Here is a 22,028-nt window from a genome sequence, read left to right on the forward strand (position 1 = left end):
GGGACCAGGGTCAGGCCGTAGCCGCCTTCTTGCCCCGCGTCGCGCCACCGCGACCGCGCAGCGAAACCCCGGACTCACTGAGCATCCGGTGGACGAATCCGTAGGACCGACCGGTCTCTTCGGCCAGCGCCCGGATACTCGCACCGGAGTCGTACTTCTTCTTCAGGTCTGCCGCGAGCTTGTCGCGCGCGGCGCCGGTTACCCGGCTGCCCTTCTTCAGAGTCTCGGCCACCCGTGCCTCCTCATGGGAAGTGCGCTCTGGACTTCTCATGATCACCCCTCCCACGCTTCCTGGCCACCCATTCAGCAAGGTCGGTACGGCGGCATTTCTCGAGCCGTGGACGCCCGAGCAGAACGGAATCTTCTCTTCCGCCACATGACTTCCGTCACACTTCGCCGCCCCCACCGGAAATCGCCAGGTCAGAGGCGGGGCGGCGGAAAACGAACGGCCCCGGCCGCGCACCTTCGCTGGTGCGGCCGGGGCCGTCGTACGACGCGCAACGGTACGAGACCGTCTCACTCAGATGATGGATCACCCCTGAGCCGAATGATCCATAAGGAACTGGATCAGGTCCGGAGTGACTCCGGACCGGGGACGACCAGGGGCCGGGCGGGACCGTGCCCGGGTCAGGCGAGCGCCACCAGGTCCCGGTAGTCCGGGCCCCACAGGTCCTCGACGCCGTCCGGGAGCAGGATGATCCGCTCCGGCTCCAGCGCCTCGACGGCGCCCTCGTCGTGCGTGACGAGGATGACCGCGCCCTTGTACGTGCGCAGGGCGCCCAGGATCTCCTCGCGGCTGGCCGGGTCGAGGTTGTTCGTGGGCTCGTCGAGCAGCAGCACGTTCGCCGAGGAGACGACCAGCGTGGCCAGGGCCAGGCGGGTCTTCTCACCGCCGGAGAGCACCCCGGCGGGCTTGTCCACGTCGTCCCCGGAGAACAGGAAGGAGCCGAGCGTCTTGCGCACGGCGACCAGGTCCAGGTCCGGCGCGGAGGAGCGCATGTTCTCCAGGACCGTGCGGTCCGGGTCCAGGGTCTCGTGCTCCTGGGCGTAGTAGCCGAGCTTGAGGCCGTGCCCGGGGACGACGGTGCCGGTGTCCGGCTTCTCAGTGCCCGACAGCAGGCGCAGCAAGGTGGTCTTGCCGGCGCCGTTCAGGCCGAGGATGACGACGCGGGAGCCCTTGTCGATGGCCAGGTCGACGTCGGTGAAGATCTCCAGCGAGCCGTACGACTTCGAGAGGCCTTCGGCCGTCAGCGGGGTCTTGCCGCAGGGCGCCGGGTCCGGGAAGCGCAGCTTGGCGACCTTGTCGGAGACGCGGACGGCGTCCAGGCCGGCGAGCAGCCGGTCGGCACGCTTGGCCATGTTCTGCGCGGCGACGGTCTTGGTGGCCTTGGCGCGCATCTTGTCGGCCTGCGAGTTCAGGGCCGCGGCCTTCTTCTCGGCGTTCTGACGCTCGCGCTTGCGGCGCTTCTCGTCGGCCTCGCGCTGCTGCTGGTAGAGCTTCCAGCCCATGTTGTAGACGTCGATCTGGGACCGGTTGGCGTCCAGGTAGAAGACCTTGTTGACGACGGTCTCGACCAGGTCGACGTCGTGGGAGATCACGATGAAGCCGCCGCGGTAGTTCTTCAGGTAGTCCCGCAGCCAGACGATGGAGTCGGCGTCGAGGTGGTTGGTGGGCTCGTCGAGGAGCAGGGTGTCGGCGTCCGAGAAGAGGATCCGGGCGAGCTCGACGCGGCGGCGCTGACCACCGGAGAGGGTGTGCAGCGGCTGGCCGAGCACCCGGTCGGGCAGGCTGAGCGCCGCGGAGATGGTGGCGGCCTCGGACTCGGCGGCGTACCCGCCCTTGGTCAGGAACTCGGTCTCCTGGCGCTCGTACTGCTTGAGCGCCTTCTCGCGGGTGGCGCCGGCGCCGGTGGCGATGCGCTCCTCGTTGGCGCGCATCTTCTTGATCAGTACGTCGAGTCCGCGCGCGGACAGGATCCGGTCGCGGGCCAGGACGTCGAGGTCGCCGGTGCGCGGGTCCTGCGGGAGGTAGCCGACCTCGCCCGAGCGGGCGATGGAGCCGGCGGCGGGCTGTCCCTCGCCCGCGAGGCACTTGGTGAGGGTGGTCTTGCCCGCTCCGTTGCGGCCGACCAGGCCGATGCGGTCGCCCTTGGCGACGCGGAAGGAAGCGGACTCGATGAGGATGCGGGCGCCGGCGCGCAGCTCGATGCCGGTGGCGGTGATCACGGAAATACTCCAGGGCGGGTCGGGACGGCGGAAGGGGGGCAGGACGCGATGCTTCGACGCCGCTAATCCGCGAGGAGATTTGCCATGGGAGACATTCTACCGGGGGTGTGCAACTGGTTTCCGGGCGCGGGCCGGGCCGCCCGGCGGGCGGGAGCCGCCGCTCCGTGTCCCCCGTTCGGCCCAGGGACCCCGGGGAGGGCCCGAGCGCGTACGGGGAGGAATGGGTCGATACTCGCCGCAGAAGCGGCCGTGTGACCCACCTGGTCCCGCGAAGAGAGGGCGGTGCGGGGATGCAGTTCGACGACGACGCCAACCTGGACACCTCCGAGGTGAAGGATGTGCGTGGCGGCCGCATCCCCGGCGGGAGGGCCACGGTCGGCGGCGGCCTCGTCGGCATCGTCGCGCTCATCCTGGGACTGCTCCTCGGCGTGGGTCCGGAGCAGCTGGGGCTGTCCTCCGGGGACCAGGAGCCGGGGCCGGCCGCATCCTCCGTCAACGAGGTGCAGCAGGAGTGCAGGACGGGGCGGGACGCCAACGCGCGCGAGGACTGCCGGCTGGTCGCGGTGGTCAACAGCACCCAGGACTTCTGGAGGCAGGAGTTCGCCCGGCGCGGCGGCCAGTACAGCCCGGCGTCGACGGTGTTCTTCACCGGCCGGGTGAACACCGCGTGCGGGACCGCCACCTCGGCGGTGGGCCCCTTCTACTGCCCCGCCGACCGGCAGGTCTATCTGGACCTGGGCTTCTTCAACGAGCTGCGGACGAAGTTCGGCGCGAGCGGCGGCCCCTTCGCCCAGGCCTACGTCGTCGCCCACGAGTACGGGCACCACATCCAGAACCTGCTCGGGACGCTCCAGCGCTCCCAGGACGGCCGGCAGGGGGCGGACAGCAATGCGGTCAAGGTCGAGCTGCAGGCCGACTGCTACGCCGGGGTGTGGGCGCACAACGCGACGCGCACCCCGGACGAGTCCACCGGGCGACCGCTGATCACCAACCTGACCGACCAGGACATCAGGGACGGACTGGACGCGGCGGCCGCGGTCGGCGACGACCGGATCCAGGAGCGGTTCCAGGGCCGGGTGACCCCGGAGTCCTGGACGCACGGCTCGGCCGAGCAGCGCCGGCAGTGGTTCTACCAGGGCTACCGCACGGGCGACATGGCCCAGTGCAACACCTTCCGCTGACTGTCGCCTCCGCCTGCCATTCTGGTGTGACGCGGGTCACCGTCACGAGAGGGAGTGATCGTCATGGCAGGCGTTCCGTCCATCTGTCCCACACTGGTCTACCGCGACGCGAAGGCCGCCATCAGGCTGCTGACCGAAGCCTTCGGGTTCAGCCAGGTCGAGGTGTACGAGGGTGAGGACGGCTCGGTGGTGCACGCGGAGCTGGCCTACGGCAACGGTGTGGTGATGCTGGGCAGCAAGGGCACCGGCGGGGTCTTCGACAAGGCCATGGAGGGGGCGGGCCCTTCGGGGATCTATGTCGTGGTCGACGACGTGGACGCCCACCACCGGCGGGCCGCCGAGCACGGGGTGGAGATCGTGATGGAACCCAAGGACCAGGACTACGGCTCGCGCGACTACATGGCCCGGGACGCCGAGGGCAACATCTGGAGCTTCGGCACGTACGCGCCGCAGGTCTGACACCTGCGGCGCCGTGCCGCGCCCTGGCCGGGGGCACGGCTGGACGGCTGTCTGCGCGGGCCGTGCCCCGCCGCGCCCCGGCCGGAGCACGGCGGCACGGATGTCTGTGCGGGTCAGCGGTACGCGGCCCGGCGGCCAGCGGTACGCGGCCCGGCGCAGGGACGGCCCGGGCACGGCAGCCTCTCACCGCACGGCGCCCGGCCGGGCCTCAGGCGCCGCCGGTGTGGACCTGGAAGGCGGCCCGGCGGACGGCCTTGGCCAGGGCCGGGTCGGGGTGTGCGGCGGCCAGCGCGACCAGGACCTGCACGGTGCGCGGATGGCCGACCGCGCGGACCTCGTCCAGCAGCCGGGGGACGGTGGTCCGGACGGCCGAGTCCAGGTGGCGCGCCAGCAGTTCGGCCTCGCCGTGGTCGGCGATGGCGGCCGCGGTGTCCACCCAGAGCCAGGTCGACTCCTCGGCGGTGAGCACGTCCTGCGCCTCGTCGGGGTCGATCCCGTCGTGCTCGGCGAGCCAGAGCAGGACGTAGGGGCGCAGGGCGGGTTCGCGCACGGCGGCGCGCACCTCGGGCTCGGCGGGGGCGCCGACGACGCGCAGCGCCTCGAAGGCGAGGCCGCGCAGCAGGGCGTCCTCGCCGCGGGCGGCCTGCAGGAGCTCGGTCACGGCGTGGCCGACGGGCCGGGCGGCGAGCCAGGCCCGGTACTCGGCACGGGCCGGGCCGGGGGTGAGCCGTGCGCAGCCGTGCAGCATGGCGGCGGCGGACTGCTCGATGTTCCCGGCGGGGCTCTGCGCGGCGACGCAGATCTGCTCCAGCTTGACCCAGACGGCCCAGCTGCCGAGCCGGGTGAGCGTGGCCCGGGCGGGGCCGAGGGTGACGGCGTCCACGGCGGCGAGTCCGCCGAGCGCCCAGCGCAGCAGCCGGGCGAGGGGGACGGGGCGGGCCTCCGCGGAGCCTGTTCCGGCGGCCGCGGACCGGTCCTGCCCGGGTACGTCCTGGGCGGAAGCCGGGCGCTCGTCCGGCTCGTCCGGCTCGCCGGCGGCCGTGCGGGCCGCCGCGGGCTCGGCGTCGTAGGGGATCTCGCACCGCTCGTCGCGCAGTTCGGTGACGCGCTGCCCGAGGAGGTCCAGCAGGTCGGGGACGGTCACCGGGCCGGCGGACAGCTGGAGCAGGGAGAGGAGCTGGGGCATCGCCTCGACGACCTCGGCGACGGCCGAGGGGGCGATGTCGGCGGGGGCGGGGTGGACGAGCGACCAGGCGTCGAAGAGGGCGACCCAGCCGCGCAGTACGGCGGTGTCGTCGCGGTCCCAGGCCCGCAGCCGCCAGCCGGGCCGGGCGTGACCGCCGTGCACCTCGACCAGGCCGGCCAGCCGGGCGCGGTCCCAGCCGACCCGGATCTGCCCGTGCGTCAGGCCCAGTTCCCCGGCGGCGCGTTCGACGTCGGAGGCCGGCAGGGCGCCGGTGGGGGCGGGCCGTCCGCCGTCTCCGGCGCCGAGGTTGCGCTCGGCCCAGCGGGTCAGGCGTACGGCGTCGGCGAGCGAGGCCCGGGCCCGGTTCGCGAGGTCGGCCGTGGCGGGGGTGCCCGCCGGGGGCCTCGGGGCGGGCCGGGTGCGTCGGTCGGTCACCGCCTTGCGGGCTGTACCGACGGACCTCGGGTAGACGAGTCGGAGTCTGGAGTCGCGAGCCAACTGCTCATCAGGCTTTCGGGACGTCACGGAAGCAGTCTCGCCCGTCACTGGCCGAAAGCCCAAACGGAATCAGCCGTTACCACCGCCCGCCTGCGGTGCAGACCAGGACAACACGCCCGCAGGCACCGCTCCGTCACACGGCCTTCACATGACAGGCCCTCACATGAGGGGGGTGAGGAAGCGGCGCAGGGCCTCCTCGTAGCCGGCCGGGTCGGCGTTCCACATGGCCCCGTGGCCGGCCCCGCGCACGGTGTGCAGGGTGACGAGGTCGGGGCGGGCGGCGGCGAGCCGGCGGGAGGGGCCCCAGGGGGCGAGGGCGTCGTCCGGGCCGTGGAAGATCAGTACGGGGACGCGCAGGGCTCCGGGGTCCGCCCCCGGCGGCCGGCGGTCGGCGCGCAGCCCCGCACGGCCCTCGGCGGCCCGGACGGCCAGCGGCAGCACCAGGGCCGGGGTGCGGCGCGCCGCGGCGAGCCCGCGCAGGGTCGCGTGCCAGTCGAGCACCGGCGAGTCCAGCACCAGCCCGGAGATCCGGTCGGCCAGCGCCGAGCGTTCGGCGGCGTGCAGGGCCATGGCGGCGCCGGTGGACCAGCCGTGCAGGATCACGCGCCGGGCGCCGTAGCGCACGGCGTAGCGGATGGCGGCGTCCAGGTCCCGCCACTCCGATTCGCCGAGGTGGCCGAGGCCGTCGGGCGGGGCCGGAGCGCCGAGGTCGCCGCGGTAGCCCAGGTCCAGGACGGGCAGCTGGTGCCGGTTCAGGAAGGGCATCACCACCATCGGGTGCTCGCGGGTGCCGCCGAGCCCGTGCACGGTGATCACCCAGGTGTCCCGGGCGGCGGGCACGAACCAGGCGGGCAGCGCCCCGAGCTCCCCGGGGATGTCCACGTCGGCGTGGTCGAGCCCGAGGGCGGTGCGCGGGTCGCCCAGGTACACCTGCGGCGTGAGGGTGACGCGGGTGCCGGGGTCGAGGGTGCCGTGACTGACGGTGAGGAGCTGCCGTACGACGGTGTCAGGGTAGTGGTCAGCGTCGGAGACCACGGGCCCGACGACCGCGTGCACACCGGGTGCGACCAGGCCGTAGGTGCCGGGGCGCAGGGAGGCGAGCGAGCGGGTCAGGGCGACCCGGCCGGCGTCGGTGGAGTGGACGCTGAGCCGTGGCCCGCCGGGGAGCGGGCGTCCCGGTTCGGGACGGAGGGCCGCGTCGGCGGCGTACCGGCCGACCGCGACGGCGGCCGCACCGGCGCCGAGGAGGGTCGTGGTGACGGCCGCTGCCGTTGCTGTCGCGGTACGCACCGTTCCAGTGTCCCGGCGGGGGCTCCGGAGGGCCACCGGAGCGCCACCGGAGCGCCACCGGAGCGCCACCGGAGGAGATCGCTCCGCTGACCGTCGCACCGCCGCCGAGAGCGGAGTGATCTAGGTCTCATTCGGACGCCCCGGACGGGGGGCGCCTCCGCCTCCGGTTTGGTGCGGAGGGGCAGATTCACCCGGCTTTGACGTGCATTTATCGAGATATCTACGTCAGAATCAGGACGAATGTTCCGATCGCACCCCGAGCCAGTACACCGCTCCGCCCGAGTCAGTTCACCTTCCGTTCATCCAGATTGCCTACGGTCGCCGAGCCACTGACGTCAAACAGAAGCCTGGGTAAATGGAGCACATAACGCTTCTCCTCGGGATCGTGATCATTACCGCTCTCGTGTTCGACTTCACGAACGGTTTCCACGACACGGCCAACGCGATGGCCACCACCATCTCGACCGGCGCCCTCAAGCCCAAGACGGCGGTGGCCATGTCCGCCGTGCTCAACCTCGTCGGCGCGTTCATGTCCGTGGAGGTCGCCAAGACGATCTCCAAGGGACTGGTCAACGAAGAGGGCATCCAGCCAGAAGTGATCTTCGCCGCCCTGGTCGGCGCGATCCTCTGGAACCTCGTCACCTGGCTGGTCGGACTGCCCTCCAGTTCCTCGCACGCCCTGATGGGCGGCCTGATCGGCGCCGCGGTCGCCTCTGCCGGCATCGGCGCGGTCAACGGCAGCGTCGTCGTCACCAAGGTCCTCATCCCCGCGATCGCCGCCCCGCTGGTGGCCGGCATCGCCGCGTACCTGGCCGCCAAGGTCACGTACAAGCTGGGGAACAAGGTCGGCGAGAAGACCTCCGCCAAGGGCTACCGCGCCGGTCAGATCGCCTCGGCCGGTCTCGTCTCCCTCGCGCACGGCACCAACGACGCGCAGAAGACGATGGGCATCATCACCCTGGCCCTCATCGCCGGCGGCGCGATCGCGCCCGACGCGAACCCGCCGGTCTGGGTCATCGTCTCCGCAGGCATGGCCATCGCGATGGGCACCTACCTGGGCGGCTGGCGCATCATCCGCACCATGGGCAGCGGCCTGACCGACCTGCACCCGCAGCAGGGCTTCGCCGCCCAGACCTCGGCCGCGTCCGTCATCCTCGCCTCCTCCAACCTGGGCTTCTCGCTCTCCACCACCCACTCGTGCTCCGGTGCGGTCATGGGTGCGGGCCTGGGCCGCAAGGGCGGCGTGGTCCGCTGGTCCACCGCGACCCGCATGTTCGTCGCCTGGGGCCTGACCCTGCCGGCCGCCGCGCTGGTGTCGGCCGGTGCCGAGCTGGTCATGCGCATCGGTGACGTCGGCATCGCCGCGGTCACGCTCTTCCTGATCGGCTCCTGCCTGGCCATCTGGCTCATCTCGCGCCGCCAGGTCGTCGACCACAACAACGTCAACGAGGTGGAGCCGGCCCGCGCCGAGGAGCCGGGCGTCGTCACCACGGCGATGGCCGCGGTCACCGTCCCGCCGACCGTCGCCGCCGCCGGCACCACCGCCGCGGTCACGGATGAAGACCTCAAGGCCACCATCCCGGCCGCGGCGCAGACCCCGGCGGCTCCGGCCGCCGCGGTCTGACCGAGACACACAGAGACCCGGACATTCAGAAAGCGGCAGTATGAAGATCGACTGGGAAGCGCTCGGCTCCGTCTTCGGGGTCAGCCTCTTCGCCACCGTCGCCCTCGTGGCCCTCTTCACCCTGGGCCTGGTGGGCCTGTCCAAGCACGAGACCGCCACCGAGCAGGGCGGCACCGCCACCCTCGCCCGCAGCGGCGCGTACGCCTGCTTCGCGGTCATCGCGGCGGCCGTGGGCTACGGGATCTACCTGATCGTCGCCTGATCCGCCGCCCCGCGGCCGACCAGGCGTGAAGGCTCCCTCCGGGTTTGTCCCGGAGGGAGCTTTTCGCATCCCGCGCCTCTGCCGCGCCGCAGGTCAACGGCGAGTTGACGGGCCTTCTCGGCCCGTGGTGGACTGCGCGAGCCAATACGGCGGCATGGAGAGGAAGTCCGGTGCGAATCCGGCGCGGTCCCGCCACTGTCACCGGGGAGCGCACGCCGCGCGTGCGTCCCGGGAGCCAGGAACTCTCGCCGCCGGACACGTCGAACCAGGGCGCGGACCCTGAGTGAGGACATACCTGCCACCATGCGTGCCGATCGCGTCTTCGCGTACGGCGCCACGGCGGGCCTGATCGGCGACCGGATCCTCGGTGATCCCCGCCGAGGGCACCCCGTGGCCGCCTTCGGACGGGCCGCCGCCGCCGTCGAACGCGCCCTGTGGCGCGACGACCGCGCCCGCGGCCTCGTGCACACCCTGGTGTGCGCCGGAGGCGCGGCCGCCGTGGGAGCGCTGGGCGCCCGCGCCGTGCGCTCCCGGCCCGCGGCCGCCCGTATCGCCCTCACCGCCGCCGCCACCTGGGCCGTCGTGGGCGGCACCTCGCTGGGCCGGGAGGCCCGCGCCATCGGCGGCGCCCTCGCCGCCGGGGACACCGAGGTGGCCCGGGAGCGGCTGCCGCACCTGTGCGGGCGCGACCCGCAGGCCCTGGACGGGCAGCAGATGGCCCGCGCCGTCGTGGAGTCGGTCGCGGAGAACACCTCCGACGCGGTGGTCGGGGCCCTGGTGTGGGGCGCCGTGGCCGGTGTTCCGGGCCTGCTGGCCTTCCGCGCCGTGAACACCCTGGACGCGATGGTCGGCCACAAGTCCCCCCGCTACCTCCGTTACGGCTGGGCCTCCGCCCGCCTCGACGACCTGGCGGGCTGGCCCGGCGCCCGGCTGACCGCGGCCGCCGCCGTACTGGCCGGCCCCGACCGGCGGGGAGCCGTACGGGCCTGGCGCGCGGACGCGGCCGCGCACCCGAGCCCGAACGCCGGTCCCGTCGAGGCCTCCTTCGCGGGGGCGCTCGGCGTACGGCTGGGAGGCACCCTCGCGTACGGCGGCCGGGTCGAGCACCGGGCGGTGCTGAACGGCGAGGCCGGACGGCCGGTGGAGGTCGCGGACATCGAACGGGCGGTACGGCTGTCGCGACAGGTGACCTGGCTGGCGCTCGGGGCCTGTGTGGCGGCCCGGACGCTGGTCTCCTGCAGGACGAGGAAGGGACGTCGATGAGCGGCGCGAAGCTCGGCGGCGGACTCCTGGTCGCCGGAACCACGTCGGACGCCGGCAAGAGCGTGGTCACGGCGGGCATCTGCCGCTGGCTGGCCCGCCAGGGCGTGAAGGTGGCGCCCTTCAAGGCGCAGAACATGTCGCTGAACTCCTTCGTCACGCGGGAGGGCGCCGAGATCGGACGCGCCCAGGCGATGCAGGCCCAGGCGGCCCGCGTGGAGCCGACGGCGCTGATGAACCCGGTGCTGCTCAAGCCCGGCAGCGACCGCAGCAGCCAGGTGGTGCTGCTGGGCAGGCCGGTGGGCGAGATGAGCGCCCGCGGCTACCACGGCGGCAGGCAGGAGCAGCTGCTCGGCATCGTGACGGACTGCCTGGAGCAGCTGCGGGGCACGTATGACGCCGTGATCTGCGAGGGGGCGGGAAGTCCGGCCGAGATCAACCTGCGCCGGACCGACATCGTGAACATGGGGATCGCGCGGGCCGCGCGGTTCCCGGTGGTCGTGGTCGGGGACATCGACCGGGGCGGGGTCTTCGCGTCCTTCTTCGGGACGACGGCGCTGCTGTCCCCCGAGGACCAGTCGCTGATCGCCGGGTACGTGGTCAACAAGTTCCGCGGCGACGTGTCGCTGCTGGAGCCGGGCATGGAGATGCTGCGCGGCCTGACCGGACGGGCCACGTACGGGGTGCTGCCCTTCCAGCACGGTCTGGGCATCGACGAGGAGGACGGCCTGCGGGTCTCCCTGCGGGGCGCGGTACGGGAGTCCGTGGTGGCACCGCCCGTCGGCGAGGACGTGCTGCGGATCGCCGTGTGCGCGGTGCCGCTGATGTCGAACTTCACGGACGTCGACGCGCTCGCGGCGGAGCCCGGGGTCGTGGTGCGGTTCGTGGACCGGGCCGAGGAGCTGGCCGACGCGGACCTGGTCGTCGTACCGGGCACCCGGGGCACGGTGAAGGCCCTCGCCTGGCTGCGCGAACGCGGGCTCGCGGACGCGCTGCTGCGGCGGGCCGCCGAGGGACGGCCGGTGCTCGGCATCTGCGGCGGGTTCCAGGTGCTGGGCGAGCGGATCTCGGACGAGGTCGAATCGCGGGCGGGAGACGTCGACGGCCTCGGACTCCTCCCCGTACGGGTCCGCTTCGAACGGGAGAAGACCCTGGCACGGCCGGTGGGCTCGGCGCTCGGGGAACCGGTCGAGGGGTACGAGATCCACCACGGCGTGGCGGAGGTCCTCGGCGGGGAGCCCTTCCTGGACGGCTGCCGGGTCGGGTCGGTGTGGGGCACCCACTGGCACGGCTCGCTGGAATCGGACGGCTTCCGCCGCGCCTTCCTCCGGGAAGTGGCAGCAGCCTCGGGGCGTCGGTTCGTACCGGCGCCGGACACGTCCTTCGCAACCCTGCGGGAGGAACAGCTGGACCTGCTGGGCGACCTGATCGAGGAGCACGCGGACACGGACGCGCTGCTGAAGCTGATCGAGTCCGGCGCCCCGGCGGACCTCCCCTTCCTCCCCCCGGGTGCGCCATGACGGGCCGGGCCCTGCGGGGCTCTCCCCCACCGCGCCCCCTACAGGTCGAGCCCCGCCGGCGTTCGAGGCGCGGGGTCTGGGGCGCAGCCCCGGCAACGGTCCGCAGCTTCCAAGGAGTGAGCAACGCATGAGCACGCCCTATCCGTTCACCGCAGTGGTCGGCCAAGCCGACTTGCGGCTGGCGCTCCTGCTCAACGCCGTGAGCCCGGCGGTCGGTGGTGTGCTCGTGCGCGGCGAGAAGGGAACCGCCAAGTCGACTGCCGTGCGCGCGCTGTCGACCCTGCTGCCACAGGTCGACGTCGTGCCCGGCTGCCGGTTCTCGTGCGCGCCTGCCGCGCCGGACCCGGCCTGCCCCGACGGCCCGCACGAGCCCGGCCCCGGCAGCACCCGGCCCGCCCGCATGGTGGAACTGCCCGTCGGCGCCTCCGAGGACCGCCTGGTCGGCGCCCTCGACATCGAACGGGCGCTCGCCGAGGGCGTGAAAGCCTTCGAGCCCGGCCTGCTCGCCGACGCCCACCGCGGGATCCTCTACGTCGACGAGGTCAACCTCCTCCACGACCACCTGATCGACCTGCTGCTGGACGCCGCCGCCATGGGCGCCTCGTACGTGGAGCGCGAGGGCGTCTCCGTCCGGCACGCGGCCCGCTTCCTGCTCGTCGGGACGATGAACCCCGAGGAGGGCGAGCTCCGCCCGCAGCTGCTCGACCGCTTCGGGCTGACCGTCGAGGTCGCCGCCTCCCGCGAACCCGCCCAGCGGGTGGAGGTGGTGCGCCGCCGGCTCGCGTACGAGGACGACCCCGCGGGCTTCGCCGCCCGCTGGGCCGGGGACGAGAACGAGGTCCGCGCCCGGGTGGTGGCCGCGCGGGCGCTGCTCCCGCAGGTCGTGCTCGGGGACACGGCACTGCTGCAGATCGCGGCGACCTGCGCCGGCTTCGAGGTCGACGGCATGCGCGCCGACATCGTCATGGCGCGCACCGCGACCGCACTGGCCGCCTGGGCCGGCCGGACCACCGTGCTGAAGGAGGACGTCCGGCAGGCCGCGCTGCTGGCGCTCCCCCACCGGCGGCGCCGCAATCCCTTCGACGCGCCGGGCCTGGACGAGGACAAGCTGGACGAGATCCTCGACCGGTTCCCCGACGAGGAGCCCGAGCCCGACCCGGAGCCCGACCGGGGCCCGGACCCGGACGCCGACCCGGATTCCGAGGGCCCGGACGACAACGGCGGTGGTCCCGACGGCGGTGGCGGCGTGCCCCCGCAGAGCGGCGGCCCCCAGGGCTCGGACGCCCCGGCGGATTCCACCGACACCACCGGACCCACCGAGACGCCCGCCGAGGCCCCCTCGGACGCCCCCGAGTCCCCGCAGCCCTCCGCCCAGGACGCCGGCGGGCCCGAGCAGGCCGCCGTACGGGCCGCCGAGCCGTTCCGGACGAAGATGCTGAGCGTGCCCGGTCTCGGCGAGGGCGCCGCCGGGCGCCGTTCGCGTGCCCGTACCGCGCACGGCCGGACCACCGGCGCCCAGCGCCCCCGCGGCCACCTGACGAAGCTGCACCTGATGGCCACCGTGCACGCGGCCGCCCCGCACCAGAGGGCCCGCGGCCGGGACGGACGCGGGCTGGTCATCCGCAAGGACGACCTGCGCCAGGCCACCCGGGAGGGCCGCGAGGGCAACCTCGTCCTCTTCCTCGTCGACGCCTCCGGCTCGATGGCCGCCCGCCAGCGGATGAGCGCGGTCAAGGGCGCCGTGCTGTCGCTGCTCCTGGACGCCTACCAGCGCCGGGACAAGGTCGGCCTGATCACCTTCCGGGGGGCCACCGCCGAGCTGGCGCTGCCCCCGACCTCCTCGGTGGACGCGGCCGCGGCCAGGCTGGAGCAGCTGCCGACCGGAGGCCGCACCCCGCTGGCCGCCGGGCTGCTGAAGGCCCACGAGGTTCTGCGGATCGAGCGGCTGCGGGATCCCTCGCGCCGGCCGCTGCTGGTGGTCGTCACCGACGGCCGGGCCACCTCGGCCGGGACCGCCGCGGGCCGGACGGACAGCACCCCGCGGGAACTCGCCGGGCGCAGCGCGCGCCTGCTGCAGGCCGCAGGCGTCGCCTCGGTAGTCGTGGACTGCGAATCCGGACCGGTCCGGCTGGGGCTGGCCGGCGTACTGGCCGCCGATCTCGGCGGACCCGCCGTCACGCTCGACGGACTGCGGGCCGACTCGCTGGCCGGGCTCGTGAAGAACGTACGTACCGCAGTGACATCCGACAGCAACAGGAGGGCCGCGTAATGCCTCAGGGACAGCCGTCCGTCGTTCCGGACGACGGACTCACGACGCGCCAGCGCCGCAACCGCCCGCTCGTCTTCGTGCACACCGGCCCGGGCAAGGGCAAGTCCACGGCGGCCTTCGGGCTGGCCCTGCGCGCCTGGAACCAGGGCTGGTCGATCGGGGTGTTCCAGTTCGTCAAGTCGGCGAAGTGGAAGGTCGGCGAGGAGAACGCGCTCAAGGTGCTCGGCGCCTCGGGCGAGGGCGGCGCGGTCGCCTGGCACAAGATGGGCGAGGGCTGGTCCTGGGTCCAGCGGGACGCGCAGCTCGACAACGAGCAGGCGGCCAAGGAGGGCTGGGAGCAGGTCAAGCGCGATCTGGCCGCCGAGACGCACAAGCTGTACGTGCTGGACGAGTTCGCGTACCCGATGCACTGGGGCTGGATCGACGTCGACGAGGTCATCGAGGTGCTGCGCGACCGTCCCGGTACGCAGCACGTGGTGATCACGGGCCGCAACGCGCCGGAGAAGCTGGTGGAGTTCGCGGACCTCGTCACCGAGATGACCAAGGTCAAGCACCCGATGGACACCGGCCAGAAGGGCCAGAAGGGCATCGAGTGGTGACCTCGTTCCACGTTCCCCGGCTGGTCATCGCCGCGCCCTCGTCGGGCAGCGGCAAGACCACCGTCGCCACGGGCCTGATGGCGGCCTTCGCGGAGCGCGGCCTCGCCGTGTCCCCGCACAAGGCCGGGCCCGACTACATCGACCCCGGCTACCACGCGCTGGCCACCGGCCGGCCGGGGCGCAACCTCGACGCCTTCATGTGCGGGCCGGAGCTGGTCGCTCCGCTGTTCGCGCACGCGGCGGCCGGGTGCGGCCTCGCCGTGGTCGAGGGCGTGATGGGGCTCTACGACGGGGCGGCGGGCCGGGGTGAACTGGCGTCGACGGCGCAGGTCGCGAAGTTGCTGCGGGCGCCGGTGGTGCTGGTGGTCGACGCGTCCTCGCAGTCGCGGTCGGTGGCGGCGCTCGTACACGGCTTCGCGTCCTTCGACCCGCAGGTGCGGCTGGGGGGCGTGATCCTGAACAAGGTCGGCTCCGACCGGCACGAGGTGATGCTGCGGGAGGCCCTGGAGGAGGCGGGGATGCCGGTGCTCGGCGTCCTGCGGCGGGCTCCGCAGGTGGCCACGCCCTCGCGCCACCTGGGCCTGGTGCCGGTGGCCGAGCGGCGCGCGGATGCGCTGGCCGCGGTTGCGGCGTTGGCCGCGCAGGTCCGCCGGGGCTGCGACCTGGACGCCCTGATGGCGCTGGCCCGCACGGCCCCGCCGTTGACGTGCGAGGCGTGGGCGCCAGATTCAGCCTCGCCGGCGTTTGAGGCGCGGGGTCTGGGGCGGAGCCCCGGCAACGGCGCCGCACCCGCACATCCCGCCATACGACCGGTGGTCGCCGTCGCGGGCGGACCTGCGTTCACGTTCTCCTACGCCGAGCACGCGGAGCTGCTGCGAGCCGCGGGCGCGGACGTCGTCACCTTCGATCCGCTCAGGGACGAGGCACTGCCCGAGGGAACCACCGGCCTGGTGATCGGCGGCGGCTTCCCCGAGGTGTACGCGCCGGAGCTGTCCGCCAACGAACCGCTCCGCGGGGCCGTGGCCCGGTTCGCCGAGGCCGGCGGCCCGGTGGCCGCCGAGTGCGCCGGGCTGCTGTACCTCGCGCAGTCGCTGGACGGCAAGCCCATGTGCGGCGTGCTGGACGCCGACGCCCGGATGTCGGAACGGCTCACCCTCGGCTACCGCGAGGCGGTCGCGGTGTCGGACAGCGCGCTCGCCGCCAACGGCACCCGGCTGCGCGGGCACGAGTTCCACCGGACGGTGATCGAACCGGGCGCCGGGGCCGCGCCGGCGTGGGGGTTCACGCACCCCGAACGCCGCGTCGAGGGCTTCGTACAGCAGGGTGTGCACGCCAGCTACCTGCACACGCACTGGGCGGCGGAGCCGTCCGTCGCGCTCCGCTTCGTCGAAGCGGCGGCGGCCCGGCCGTGAGATCAGTCCGCGATGCCCACCACGAGCCAGATCCCGGCCACCCCGCCCACCGTGCACATCAGTGTGGACAGGGCGGGGTGCTTGTGGTGGGCCTCGGGCAGGATCTCGGCGGCCGCGAGGTAGAGCAGGACGCCGCCGAAGAATCCGAGGTACGCGCCGAGGGGTTCCTCCGGAAGGGTGAACAGCAAAGTGGACGCCGCGCCCACGACCGGGGCCACGGCATCCGCGAAGAGCATCATCAGGGCCTTGCGGCGGTCGTTCCCGTACAGGCTGGTGAGCGTGTACGTGTTGAACCCGTCGGCGAAGTCGTGGGTGATGACGGCCAGCGCCACGGCCACGCCCATCCCCCCGCCGACCTGGAAGGCCGCGCCGAGGGCCACTCCGTCGGCGAGGCTGTGGCCGACCATCGCCGCGGCCGCGGTGAGCCCGACCTGAGGGACGCGGGCGCCGTCCTCGGTGCCGTGCGCGGCCTGGCGGACCGCCAGGAGCCGCTCCACGACGTGGGCGACGAGGAATCCGGCCACGAAGAGCAGCAGGGCGAGGGGGACGCCGAACACCTCGTCGCCCGCCGCGTGGATGGATTCCGGGAGCAGGTCGAGGCCGACGACGCCGAGCATCAGCCCGCCCGCCAGGCCCAGCACGAGGTGGCGGCGGTCGGTGACGCGCTGCGCCGCCCATCCGCCCGCCAGGGTCATCAGGAACGCACCCAACGCCACGATCACGGCCATGTGCCCCTGAATACAGACTCCTCGCGCCGCGCGCACGCCCGCGCGCAGGTGGCGGGCATCGGAGTGTTGACGACCGACCGGTGCCGGTGACGTGCGGGTGGCGGGCCGGCGGCTGCGGCGGTGACGGATTTGGTGACGGTGACTACGGAGGGAGGACTCCCGGTGGGCGACTACGCGACGCACCTGGTGGTCGGGATCGGCGGACGTGCGGGGGTCTCCGTCGCGGAGGTCTGCGCGCTGGTCGAGGAGACGCTGCGGGGGGCCGGGCTGACCGCGGACGCGGTCACGGCCCTGGCAACGGTGGATTCGAAGGTGGGCGAGGCGGGGATCGCGGGCGCGGCGGAACGTTTCGGCGTACCCCTCGTCGGCTACCCCGCCGAACAGCTGGCCGCGATCGCCGTGCCGCACCCCTCCGAGGCGGCGCGCACCGCCGCCGGTACCCCCTCGGTGGCGGAGGCCGCGGCCCTCGCGGCGGGCGGGGAACTCCTCGTGCCCAAGCGACGGTCGGTGGCGGCCACTTGCGCGGTGGCCACGGCGCAGGCGCACGACCTGCGCCACCACGGTGACGCCGAGGTGATCGACGCGGGCTCCGCGCTCGTGGACCTCGCGGTCAACGTACGGGCGGACACCCCGCCGGCCTGGCTCAAGCAGCGGATCGCCGCCTCCCTCGGGGATCTCGCCGCCTACCCCGACGGCCGTGCGGCCCGGGCGGCGGTGGCGGCCCGGCACGGGCTGCCGGTCGAGCGGGTGCTGCTGACGGCGGGGGCCGCGGAGGCCTTCGTCCTGATCGCGCGGGCGCTGGGCGCCGTACGGCCGGTGGTGGTGCATCCGCAGTTCACCGAGCCGGAGGCGGCCCTGCGGGACGCGGGCCACCGGGTGGAACGGGTGGTGCTGCGGGCGCAGGACGGGTTCCGGCTGGACCCGGCGGCGGTCCCCGAGGACGCGGACCTGGTGGTGATCGGCAACCCGACCAACCCGACGTCCGTCCTGCACCCGGCGGCGATGCTGGCCGCGCTGGCCCGGCCGGGCCGGATCCTGGTGGTGGACGAGGCCTTCATGGACGCCGTTCCGGGCGAGCGGGAGGCCCTGGCCGGGCGGATGGACCTGCCGGGGCTGGTGGTGCTGCGGAGCCTGACGAAGACCTGGGGGCTGGCGGGGCTGCGGATCGGCTACGTGCTGGCCGAGCCCGAGGTGATCGCGAAGCTGGCGGGCGCCCAGCCGCTGTGGCCGGTGTCGACGCCGGCCCTGGTGGCGGCCGAGGCCTGTCTGGCTCCGGCGGCGCTGGCCGAGGCGGAGGAGGCGGCGCGGCGGATCGCGGTGGACCGGGCCCATCTGCTGGCCGGACTCGCGGAGTTCGACGAGGTGACGGTCGTGGGGGTGGCGGAGGGGCCGTTCGTGCTGATCCGGGTGGCCCGGGCCGCGGAGGTCCGCACCCGGCTGCGCGCCCTCGGTTTCGCCGTCCGCCGCGGGGACACCTTCCCGGGGCTGGACCGCTCCTGGCTGCGGCTGGCGGTCCGCGACCGGGCGACGACGGGCCGGCTGCTCCAGGCCCTGGACCACGCCCTCGCCCTGACCGCCCGCTGACGGCCTCCGCCGAGCACGCGCCCCTCCGGCGGCTTCCTCCGGCTCAAAACCCCTCCTGACCTGCGCGCCTTCCCTCAGCCTGTGGCGGCGTCACCCGATCGGTCCCCCTACTATGGCCACGGGGGCGGGGGCCGGGTCAGGATCCCCGCATCGGTGCATGACATCGGGGGGTCGGAGATGAAGGCATCCGCCAAGATATCCGCGGCGCTGGCCGGGCTGGCGGTCGTGGGCGGCTGTCTCTACGCCGTGCCGCAGCTGTTCGACCGCGGCGCGGCGCCCGGAACGGAACAGCGGCTCCAAGGCCGGCCGGACCGGGCCGCGTCCGCCCCGCCGGAGGGTGCCGGCTCCGCGGGACAGCCCTTCACCCTGGTGGCGACCGGCGACATCATCCCGTACCCGTCGATCGTCCAGCGGTCTGCGGACGATGCCGGCGAGGCCGGGGAGTACGACTTCCGGAAGATACTCGCCGGGGTCAAACCCCTGGTCTCCGCCGCCGACCTGGCGATATGCCACCACGAGATACCGTACGGGCGCCCCGGCGGCCCCTACACGGGATATCCCACCTTCAAGGCCCCGCACCAGCTCGCGGACGCCCTCAAGGACGCCGGGTACGACGGCTGTTCCACCGCCTCGAACCACACCCTCGACGACGGCTACGAGGGCCTCGCCCGCACCCTGGACCACCTCGACCGGGTCGGCATCCCGCACGTCGGCTCGGCCCGCAGCGCGGAGGAGGCCAAGGCCCCCGCCCGGCTCGCGGCCGGCGGCGCGCAGGTCGCCCAGCTCTCGTACACGTACGGCACGAACGGCATCCCGCTCCCCCAGGACAAGCCGTGGGCCGTCAACCTGATCGACAAGGACCGGATCATCGCCGACGCCCGCGCCGCCCGGGCCGGCGGCGCGAACGTGGTCGTGCTCAGCGTCCGCTGGGGCACCGAGTGGCAGACGGCGCCCGACGAGCAGCAGAAGGAACTGGCGCGGGCGCTGACCGCCTCCCGCTCGGCCGACGGCCTCCCCGACATCGATCTGATCATCGGCACGCACAACCACGTGCCGCAGCCCTACGAGAAGATCAACGGCACGTGGGTGGTCTTCGGGATGGGCGACCAGGTCGCCAGCTTCGTACCGGCCGACAAACTGCGCGGCAACCAGTCCTCGGTCCCCCGCTTCACCTTCGCCCCGGCGGCGGCCCACCGCGGCCGCTGGGAGGTGGTGAAGGCCGAGTACCTCACGCAGTACTCGGACATGGGGCCGCCGTTCCGTGTCGTCTGCGCCTCCTGCGCGGCCTCCGACACCTCCCTGCCCGCCGCGAAGCGGAGCGAGTACGCCCGGATCGACCAGCAGGTCACCGAGGCCGTGCTGTCGCGCGGCGCGGGCGGGCAGGGGCTGGAGCACGCCACCCGCAGAGCGGCACGCCCCCGCTGAGCACTCCCCTCCGTGTGCTCCTCGGGGCGGCGGCCCGGCTCGGTCCGGATCCGGGTTCGAGTCCGAGGCCGGGTCCGGGTTCATGTCCGGGGCCGGGTCCGGGTTCATGTCCGGGGCCGGGTCCGGGTTCATGTCCGGGGCCGAGTCCCGGGCCGAGTCCCGGGCCGGTGGTCCTACGAGGTCCTGCCCCGGCGGGTCACCAGGAGCGCGACCCCGCCGATACCGAGCAGGAACAGCGCCCCGCCCGCGACGTAGGGGGTCAGTGAACCGCCGCCGGTCTCGGCCAGGTTGGCGTCGGTGGTGACACCGGAGGCGATGCCGGAACCCGTCCCCGTCCCGGCCTGCGGCTTGATGTCCGGGTTCGCCGCCGGCGGGGCCGACGAGGGCGCGGGGCCCGCCGGTGTCTCGCAGTGCGCCTCGGCGAGCACGATCTCGCCCTCCACCTGCGCCACGTTCAGGTTCAGCGGGTTCACCGACACCTTCAGGCGCAGCGCGGCCGCGGCGGCCGTGGTGGAGGTGGTCTGCGTACCGGACAGCTCCAGGTCGACCACGCCCACTCCCGGGACCTCCAGCTTGGTGGGGCCGCCCGCCGACAGGGTGACCTTCTTGCCGAGCGCCGTCACCTTCCCGAGGACGTTCGCGCTGGCCACCGGTTTCCTGCCCGCCTCGCACACGGCCTTGGACGTGACCTTCTCCACCTCGACGAGGGAGAGCAGGGGCAGCCCGGGCACGTGCACGGAGGCCTTGGCGAGGTTGGCCTCCGCCTCGGCCCGGTTCTTGTCCGCGGTCGCCTTGGACGTGGCCACATCGGCGCGCAGGACACTGACCGGCTTGTTCCCCTCGACCCCGTCCAGGGTGACGGTCAGCGCGGTCTTCTCGGCCGTCGCCGGTGCGCTGACCTCGTTGAGGGTCGCCTTCAGCGGCACGTGCACGGTCTTGTTGAGCAGGCCCACGTCCAGTCCGGCGCGCAGGACCACGGCGCCGGCCTTGCCCTCGCCGCCCGCCCCGGCTCCGCCGCCTCCCGTGGCGAGGGCGGGCGGGGCGGTGAGCAGGGCCATCGCTCCCGTGGCGAGCAGGACGGCCGCGGGCGTGCGGAAGGTGTTGCTGTTCAAGGTGGAACCCCCGGGGAGATGGGTGCCGTCGCGCCGCCAATGGGGGACATTGCGCGCGCCGACGGCCTCGACCCCGGAATCTTTACGCACTGTGAGTGAACGGGTGGCTACCTGATGCGAGTTCACCCCAAAGGGTGGTTTCCATCTCTGTATTCGATTTGTGACGCCTCAGGAGGAACGCGAGTGCCCTCCCGTCACGGACGGACGGCCCGTGCGGCCGTCTCCAACGACCGACGGGCCCCCGACGTCACGTGGCGTCAACAGGACGCCGCGGCGCGGCTCAGGCCCTGACCTCGCCGTTCACGACGACCCGCAGCGGCTGCGCCAGCGCGCGGACGTCGGCCCGCGGGTCGGCGCCGTAGACCACGAGGTCCGCCGGCGCCCCCTCCGTGAGACCGGGCCTGCCGAGCCACTCGCGCGCCGCCCAGGCCGTCGCCGAGAGGGCGTCCAGCGGCGGGATCCCGGCCTTCACCAGCTCCTCCACCTCCGCCGCGACCAGGCCGTGCGGCAGCGAACCCCCGGCGTCCGTGCCGACGTAGACGGGGATGCCCGCGTCGTAGGCGGCCCGTACGGTGTCGTACCGCCGCTCGTGGAGCCGCCGCATGTGCGCCGACCAGCGCGGGAACTTCGCCTCTCCGCCCGCCGCCATCTTCGGGAACGTCGCGATGTTCACGAGGGTCGGGACGATCGCGACCCCGCGCTGCGCGAACAGCGGGATGGTGTCCTCGGTGAGGCCGGTGGCGTGCTCGATGCAGTCGATGCCCGCCTCGACCAGGTCGCGCAGCGAGTCCTCGGCGAAGCAGTGCGCGGTGACGCGGGCACCCAGCCGGTGCGCCTCGGCGATGGCCGCCTCGACCTCGGCGCGCGGCCAACAGGCCGCCAGGTCCCCGGCGTCGCGGTCGATCCAGTCGCCGATGAGCTTCACCCAGCCGTCGCCGCGCAGCGCCTCGCGGCCCACGTACTCGACCAGGTCGGCCGGCTCGATCTCGTGCGCGTAGTTGCGGATGTAGCGGCGGGTGCGCGCGATGTGCCGGCCGGCCCGGATGATCTTCGGCAGGTCCTCGCGGTCGTCGATCCAGCGGGTGTCGGAGGGCGATCCGGCGTCGCGGATGAGGAGGGTGCCGGCGTCCCGGTCGGTGAGGGCCTGACGCTCGGCGGTCTCGGCGTCGACCGGGCCGTGGGCGTCCAGTCCCACGTGGCAGTGCGCGTCGACCAGTCCCGGAAGTACCCACCCCGCCACCGTGGTGATCTCGCGGGCCCGGGGCGGGCGCTCGTAGGAGACCCGCCCGCCGACCACCCAGAGCTCGTCGCGGACCTCGTCGGGCCCGACCAGCACCCGCCCCTTCACGTGCAGCACATCACTCATGCCGGCACTGTACGTGCGTGCCCGCCG

Annotated in this window: 17 protein-coding genes, 1 pseudogene and 1 riboswitch; of the genes and pseudogenes, 11 read left to right on the plus strand and 7 right to left on the minus strand. The window is 73.7% G+C overall.

Annotation, left to right across the window (positions count from 1 at the left end; all coding sequences use genetic code 11):
- Positions 1-10: 10 nt before the first annotated feature.
- Both OG332_RS10920 and OG332_RS10925 read right to left on the minus strand, forming a co-directional pair.
- Complete coding sequence (locus OG332_RS10920) at positions 11-232, minus strand: helix-turn-helix domain-containing protein (RefSeq protein ID WP_030010789.1); 222 nt, start codon at positions 230-232, stop codon at positions 11-13.
- 395 nt (positions 233-627) lie between these two features.
- Entirely contained in the window at positions 628-2,226 is a 1,599-nt protein-coding gene (locus OG332_RS10925; protein ID WP_327413268.1) for an ABC-F family ATP-binding cassette domain-containing protein, read from the minus strand.
- A gap of 290 nt (positions 2,227-2,516) precedes the next feature.
- Here OG332_RS10925 and ypfJ point away from each other — a divergent pair, with 290 nt between their 5' ends.
- Both ypfJ and OG332_RS10935 read left to right on the plus strand, forming a co-directional pair.
- The gene (ypfJ, locus tag OG332_RS10930; RefSeq protein ID WP_327419174.1) at positions 2,517-3,407 is read left to right on the plus strand and encodes a KPN_02809 family neutral zinc metallopeptidase; all 891 of its coding nucleotides are present in this window, start codon (positions 2,517-2,519) and stop codon (positions 3,405-3,407) included.
- Positions 3,408-3,470: 63 nt separating this feature from the next.
- Positions 3,471-3,866 (plus strand): VOC family protein, encoded by a 396-nt coding sequence (locus tag OG332_RS10935; protein ID WP_327413269.1) that lies wholly within the window; start codon positions 3,471-3,473, stop codon positions 3,864-3,866.
- A gap of 208 nt (positions 3,867-4,074) precedes the next feature.
- Here the strand turns inward: OG332_RS10935 and OG332_RS10940 are convergent, their stop codons facing one another.
- Both OG332_RS10940 and OG332_RS10945 read right to left on the minus strand, forming a co-directional pair.
- On the minus strand, positions 4,075-5,577 hold the full coding sequence (locus OG332_RS10940; protein WP_442816136.1) for a hypothetical protein: 1,503 nt from the start codon (positions 5,575-5,577) through the stop codon (positions 4,075-4,077).
- 132 nt (positions 5,578-5,709) lie between these two features.
- Positions 5,710-6,840 carry an alpha/beta hydrolase gene (locus OG332_RS10945; protein WP_327413271.1) on the minus strand — a complete coding sequence of 377 codons (1,131 nt, stop codon included), beginning with the start codon at positions 6,838-6,840 and terminating at the stop codon, positions 5,710-5,712.
- Positions 6,841-7,195: 355 nt separating this feature from the next.
- Between OG332_RS10945 and OG332_RS10950 the strand changes: the two genes are divergently transcribed.
- From OG332_RS10950 to OG332_RS10980, 7 genes and pseudogenes are all read left to right on the plus strand, one after another.
- Positions 7,196-8,464 (plus strand): inorganic phosphate transporter, encoded by a 1,269-nt coding sequence (locus OG332_RS10950; protein ID WP_327413272.1) that lies wholly within the window; start codon positions 7,196-7,198, stop codon positions 8,462-8,464.
- Positions 8,465-8,504: 40 nt separating this feature from the next.
- Positions 8,505-8,726 (plus strand): hypothetical protein, encoded by a 222-nt coding sequence (locus OG332_RS10955; protein WP_030012731.1) that lies wholly within the window; start codon positions 8,505-8,507, stop codon positions 8,724-8,726.
- 159 nt (positions 8,727-8,885) lie between these two features.
- Positions 8,886-8,971: riboswitch (cobalamin riboswitch) on the plus strand.
- Between the two features lie 58 nt (positions 8,972-9,029).
- Positions 9,030-9,989, plus strand: a complete 960-nt coding sequence (locus OG332_RS10960; RefSeq protein WP_327413273.1) for a cobalamin biosynthesis protein — start codon at positions 9,030-9,032, stop codon at positions 9,987-9,989.
- Positions 9,986-11,503: pseudogene (locus OG332_RS10965) on the plus strand (cobyric acid synthase); the annotation flags it as partial. The gene OG332_RS10960 and the pseudogene OG332_RS10965, both read left to right, overlap by 4 nt.
- A 130-nt stretch (positions 11,504-11,633) precedes the next feature.
- Positions 11,634-13,775: a putative cobaltochelatase gene (locus OG332_RS10970; RefSeq protein WP_327413275.1), complete on the plus strand. Its 2,142-nt coding sequence runs from the start codon at positions 11,634-11,636 to the stop codon at positions 13,773-13,775.
- A complete protein-coding gene (gene cobO / locus OG332_RS10975) occupies positions 13,775-14,374 on the plus strand; it encodes a cob(I)yrinic acid a,c-diamide adenosyltransferase (RefSeq protein WP_030716897.1) in 600 nt (199 codons plus the stop codon). Before OG332_RS10970 ends, cobO begins: the two co-directional genes overlap by 1 nt.
- Positions 14,368-15,786, plus strand: coding sequence for a cobyrinate a,c-diamide synthase (locus OG332_RS10980; protein WP_327413276.1), 1,419 nt, complete (start codon positions 14,368-14,370; stop codon positions 15,784-15,786). Before cobO ends, OG332_RS10980 begins: the two co-directional genes overlap by 7 nt.
- Before the next feature lie 2 nt (positions 15,787-15,788).
- On the opposite strand, the gene OG332_RS10985 is transcribed toward OG332_RS10980, so the two are convergent.
- Positions 15,789-16,514 (minus strand): ZIP family metal transporter, encoded by a 726-nt coding sequence (locus OG332_RS10985; RefSeq protein WP_327413277.1) that lies wholly within the window; start codon positions 16,512-16,514, stop codon positions 15,789-15,791.
- Between the two features lie 129 nt (positions 16,515-16,643).
- On the opposite strand from OG332_RS10985, the gene cobC reads away from it, so the two are divergent.
- Together cobC and OG332_RS10995 are read left to right on the plus strand one after the other, a co-directional pair.
- Entirely contained in the window at positions 16,644-18,098 is a 1,455-nt protein-coding gene (gene cobC, locus OG332_RS10990) for an Rv2231c family pyridoxal phosphate-dependent protein CobC (protein ID WP_442816137.1), read from the plus strand.
- A gap of 177 nt (positions 18,099-18,275) precedes the next feature.
- On the plus strand, positions 18,276-19,523 hold the full coding sequence (locus OG332_RS10995; protein WP_327413279.1) for a CapA family protein: 1,248 nt from the start codon (positions 18,276-18,278) through the stop codon (positions 19,521-19,523).
- 173 nt (positions 19,524-19,696) lie between these two features.
- On the opposite strand, the gene OG332_RS11000 is transcribed toward OG332_RS10995, so the two are convergent.
- Together OG332_RS11000 and OG332_RS11005 are read right to left on the minus strand one after the other, a co-directional pair.
- Positions 19,697-20,635, minus strand: coding sequence for an SCO1860 family LAETG-anchored protein (locus tag OG332_RS11000; RefSeq protein WP_327413280.1), 939 nt, complete (start codon positions 20,633-20,635; stop codon positions 19,697-19,699).
- Between the two features lie 280 nt (positions 20,636-20,915).
- Complete coding sequence (locus OG332_RS11005; protein WP_327413281.1) at positions 20,916-22,001, minus strand: amidohydrolase family protein; 1,086 nt, start codon at positions 21,999-22,001, stop codon at positions 20,916-20,918.
- Positions 22,002-22,028: the final 27 nt, after the last annotated feature.

The organism is Streptomyces sp. NBC_01233 (assembly GCF_035989305.1).
In the GTDB taxonomy this organism is placed as follows: domain Bacteria; phylum Actinomycetota; class Actinomycetes; order Streptomycetales; family Streptomycetaceae; genus Streptomyces.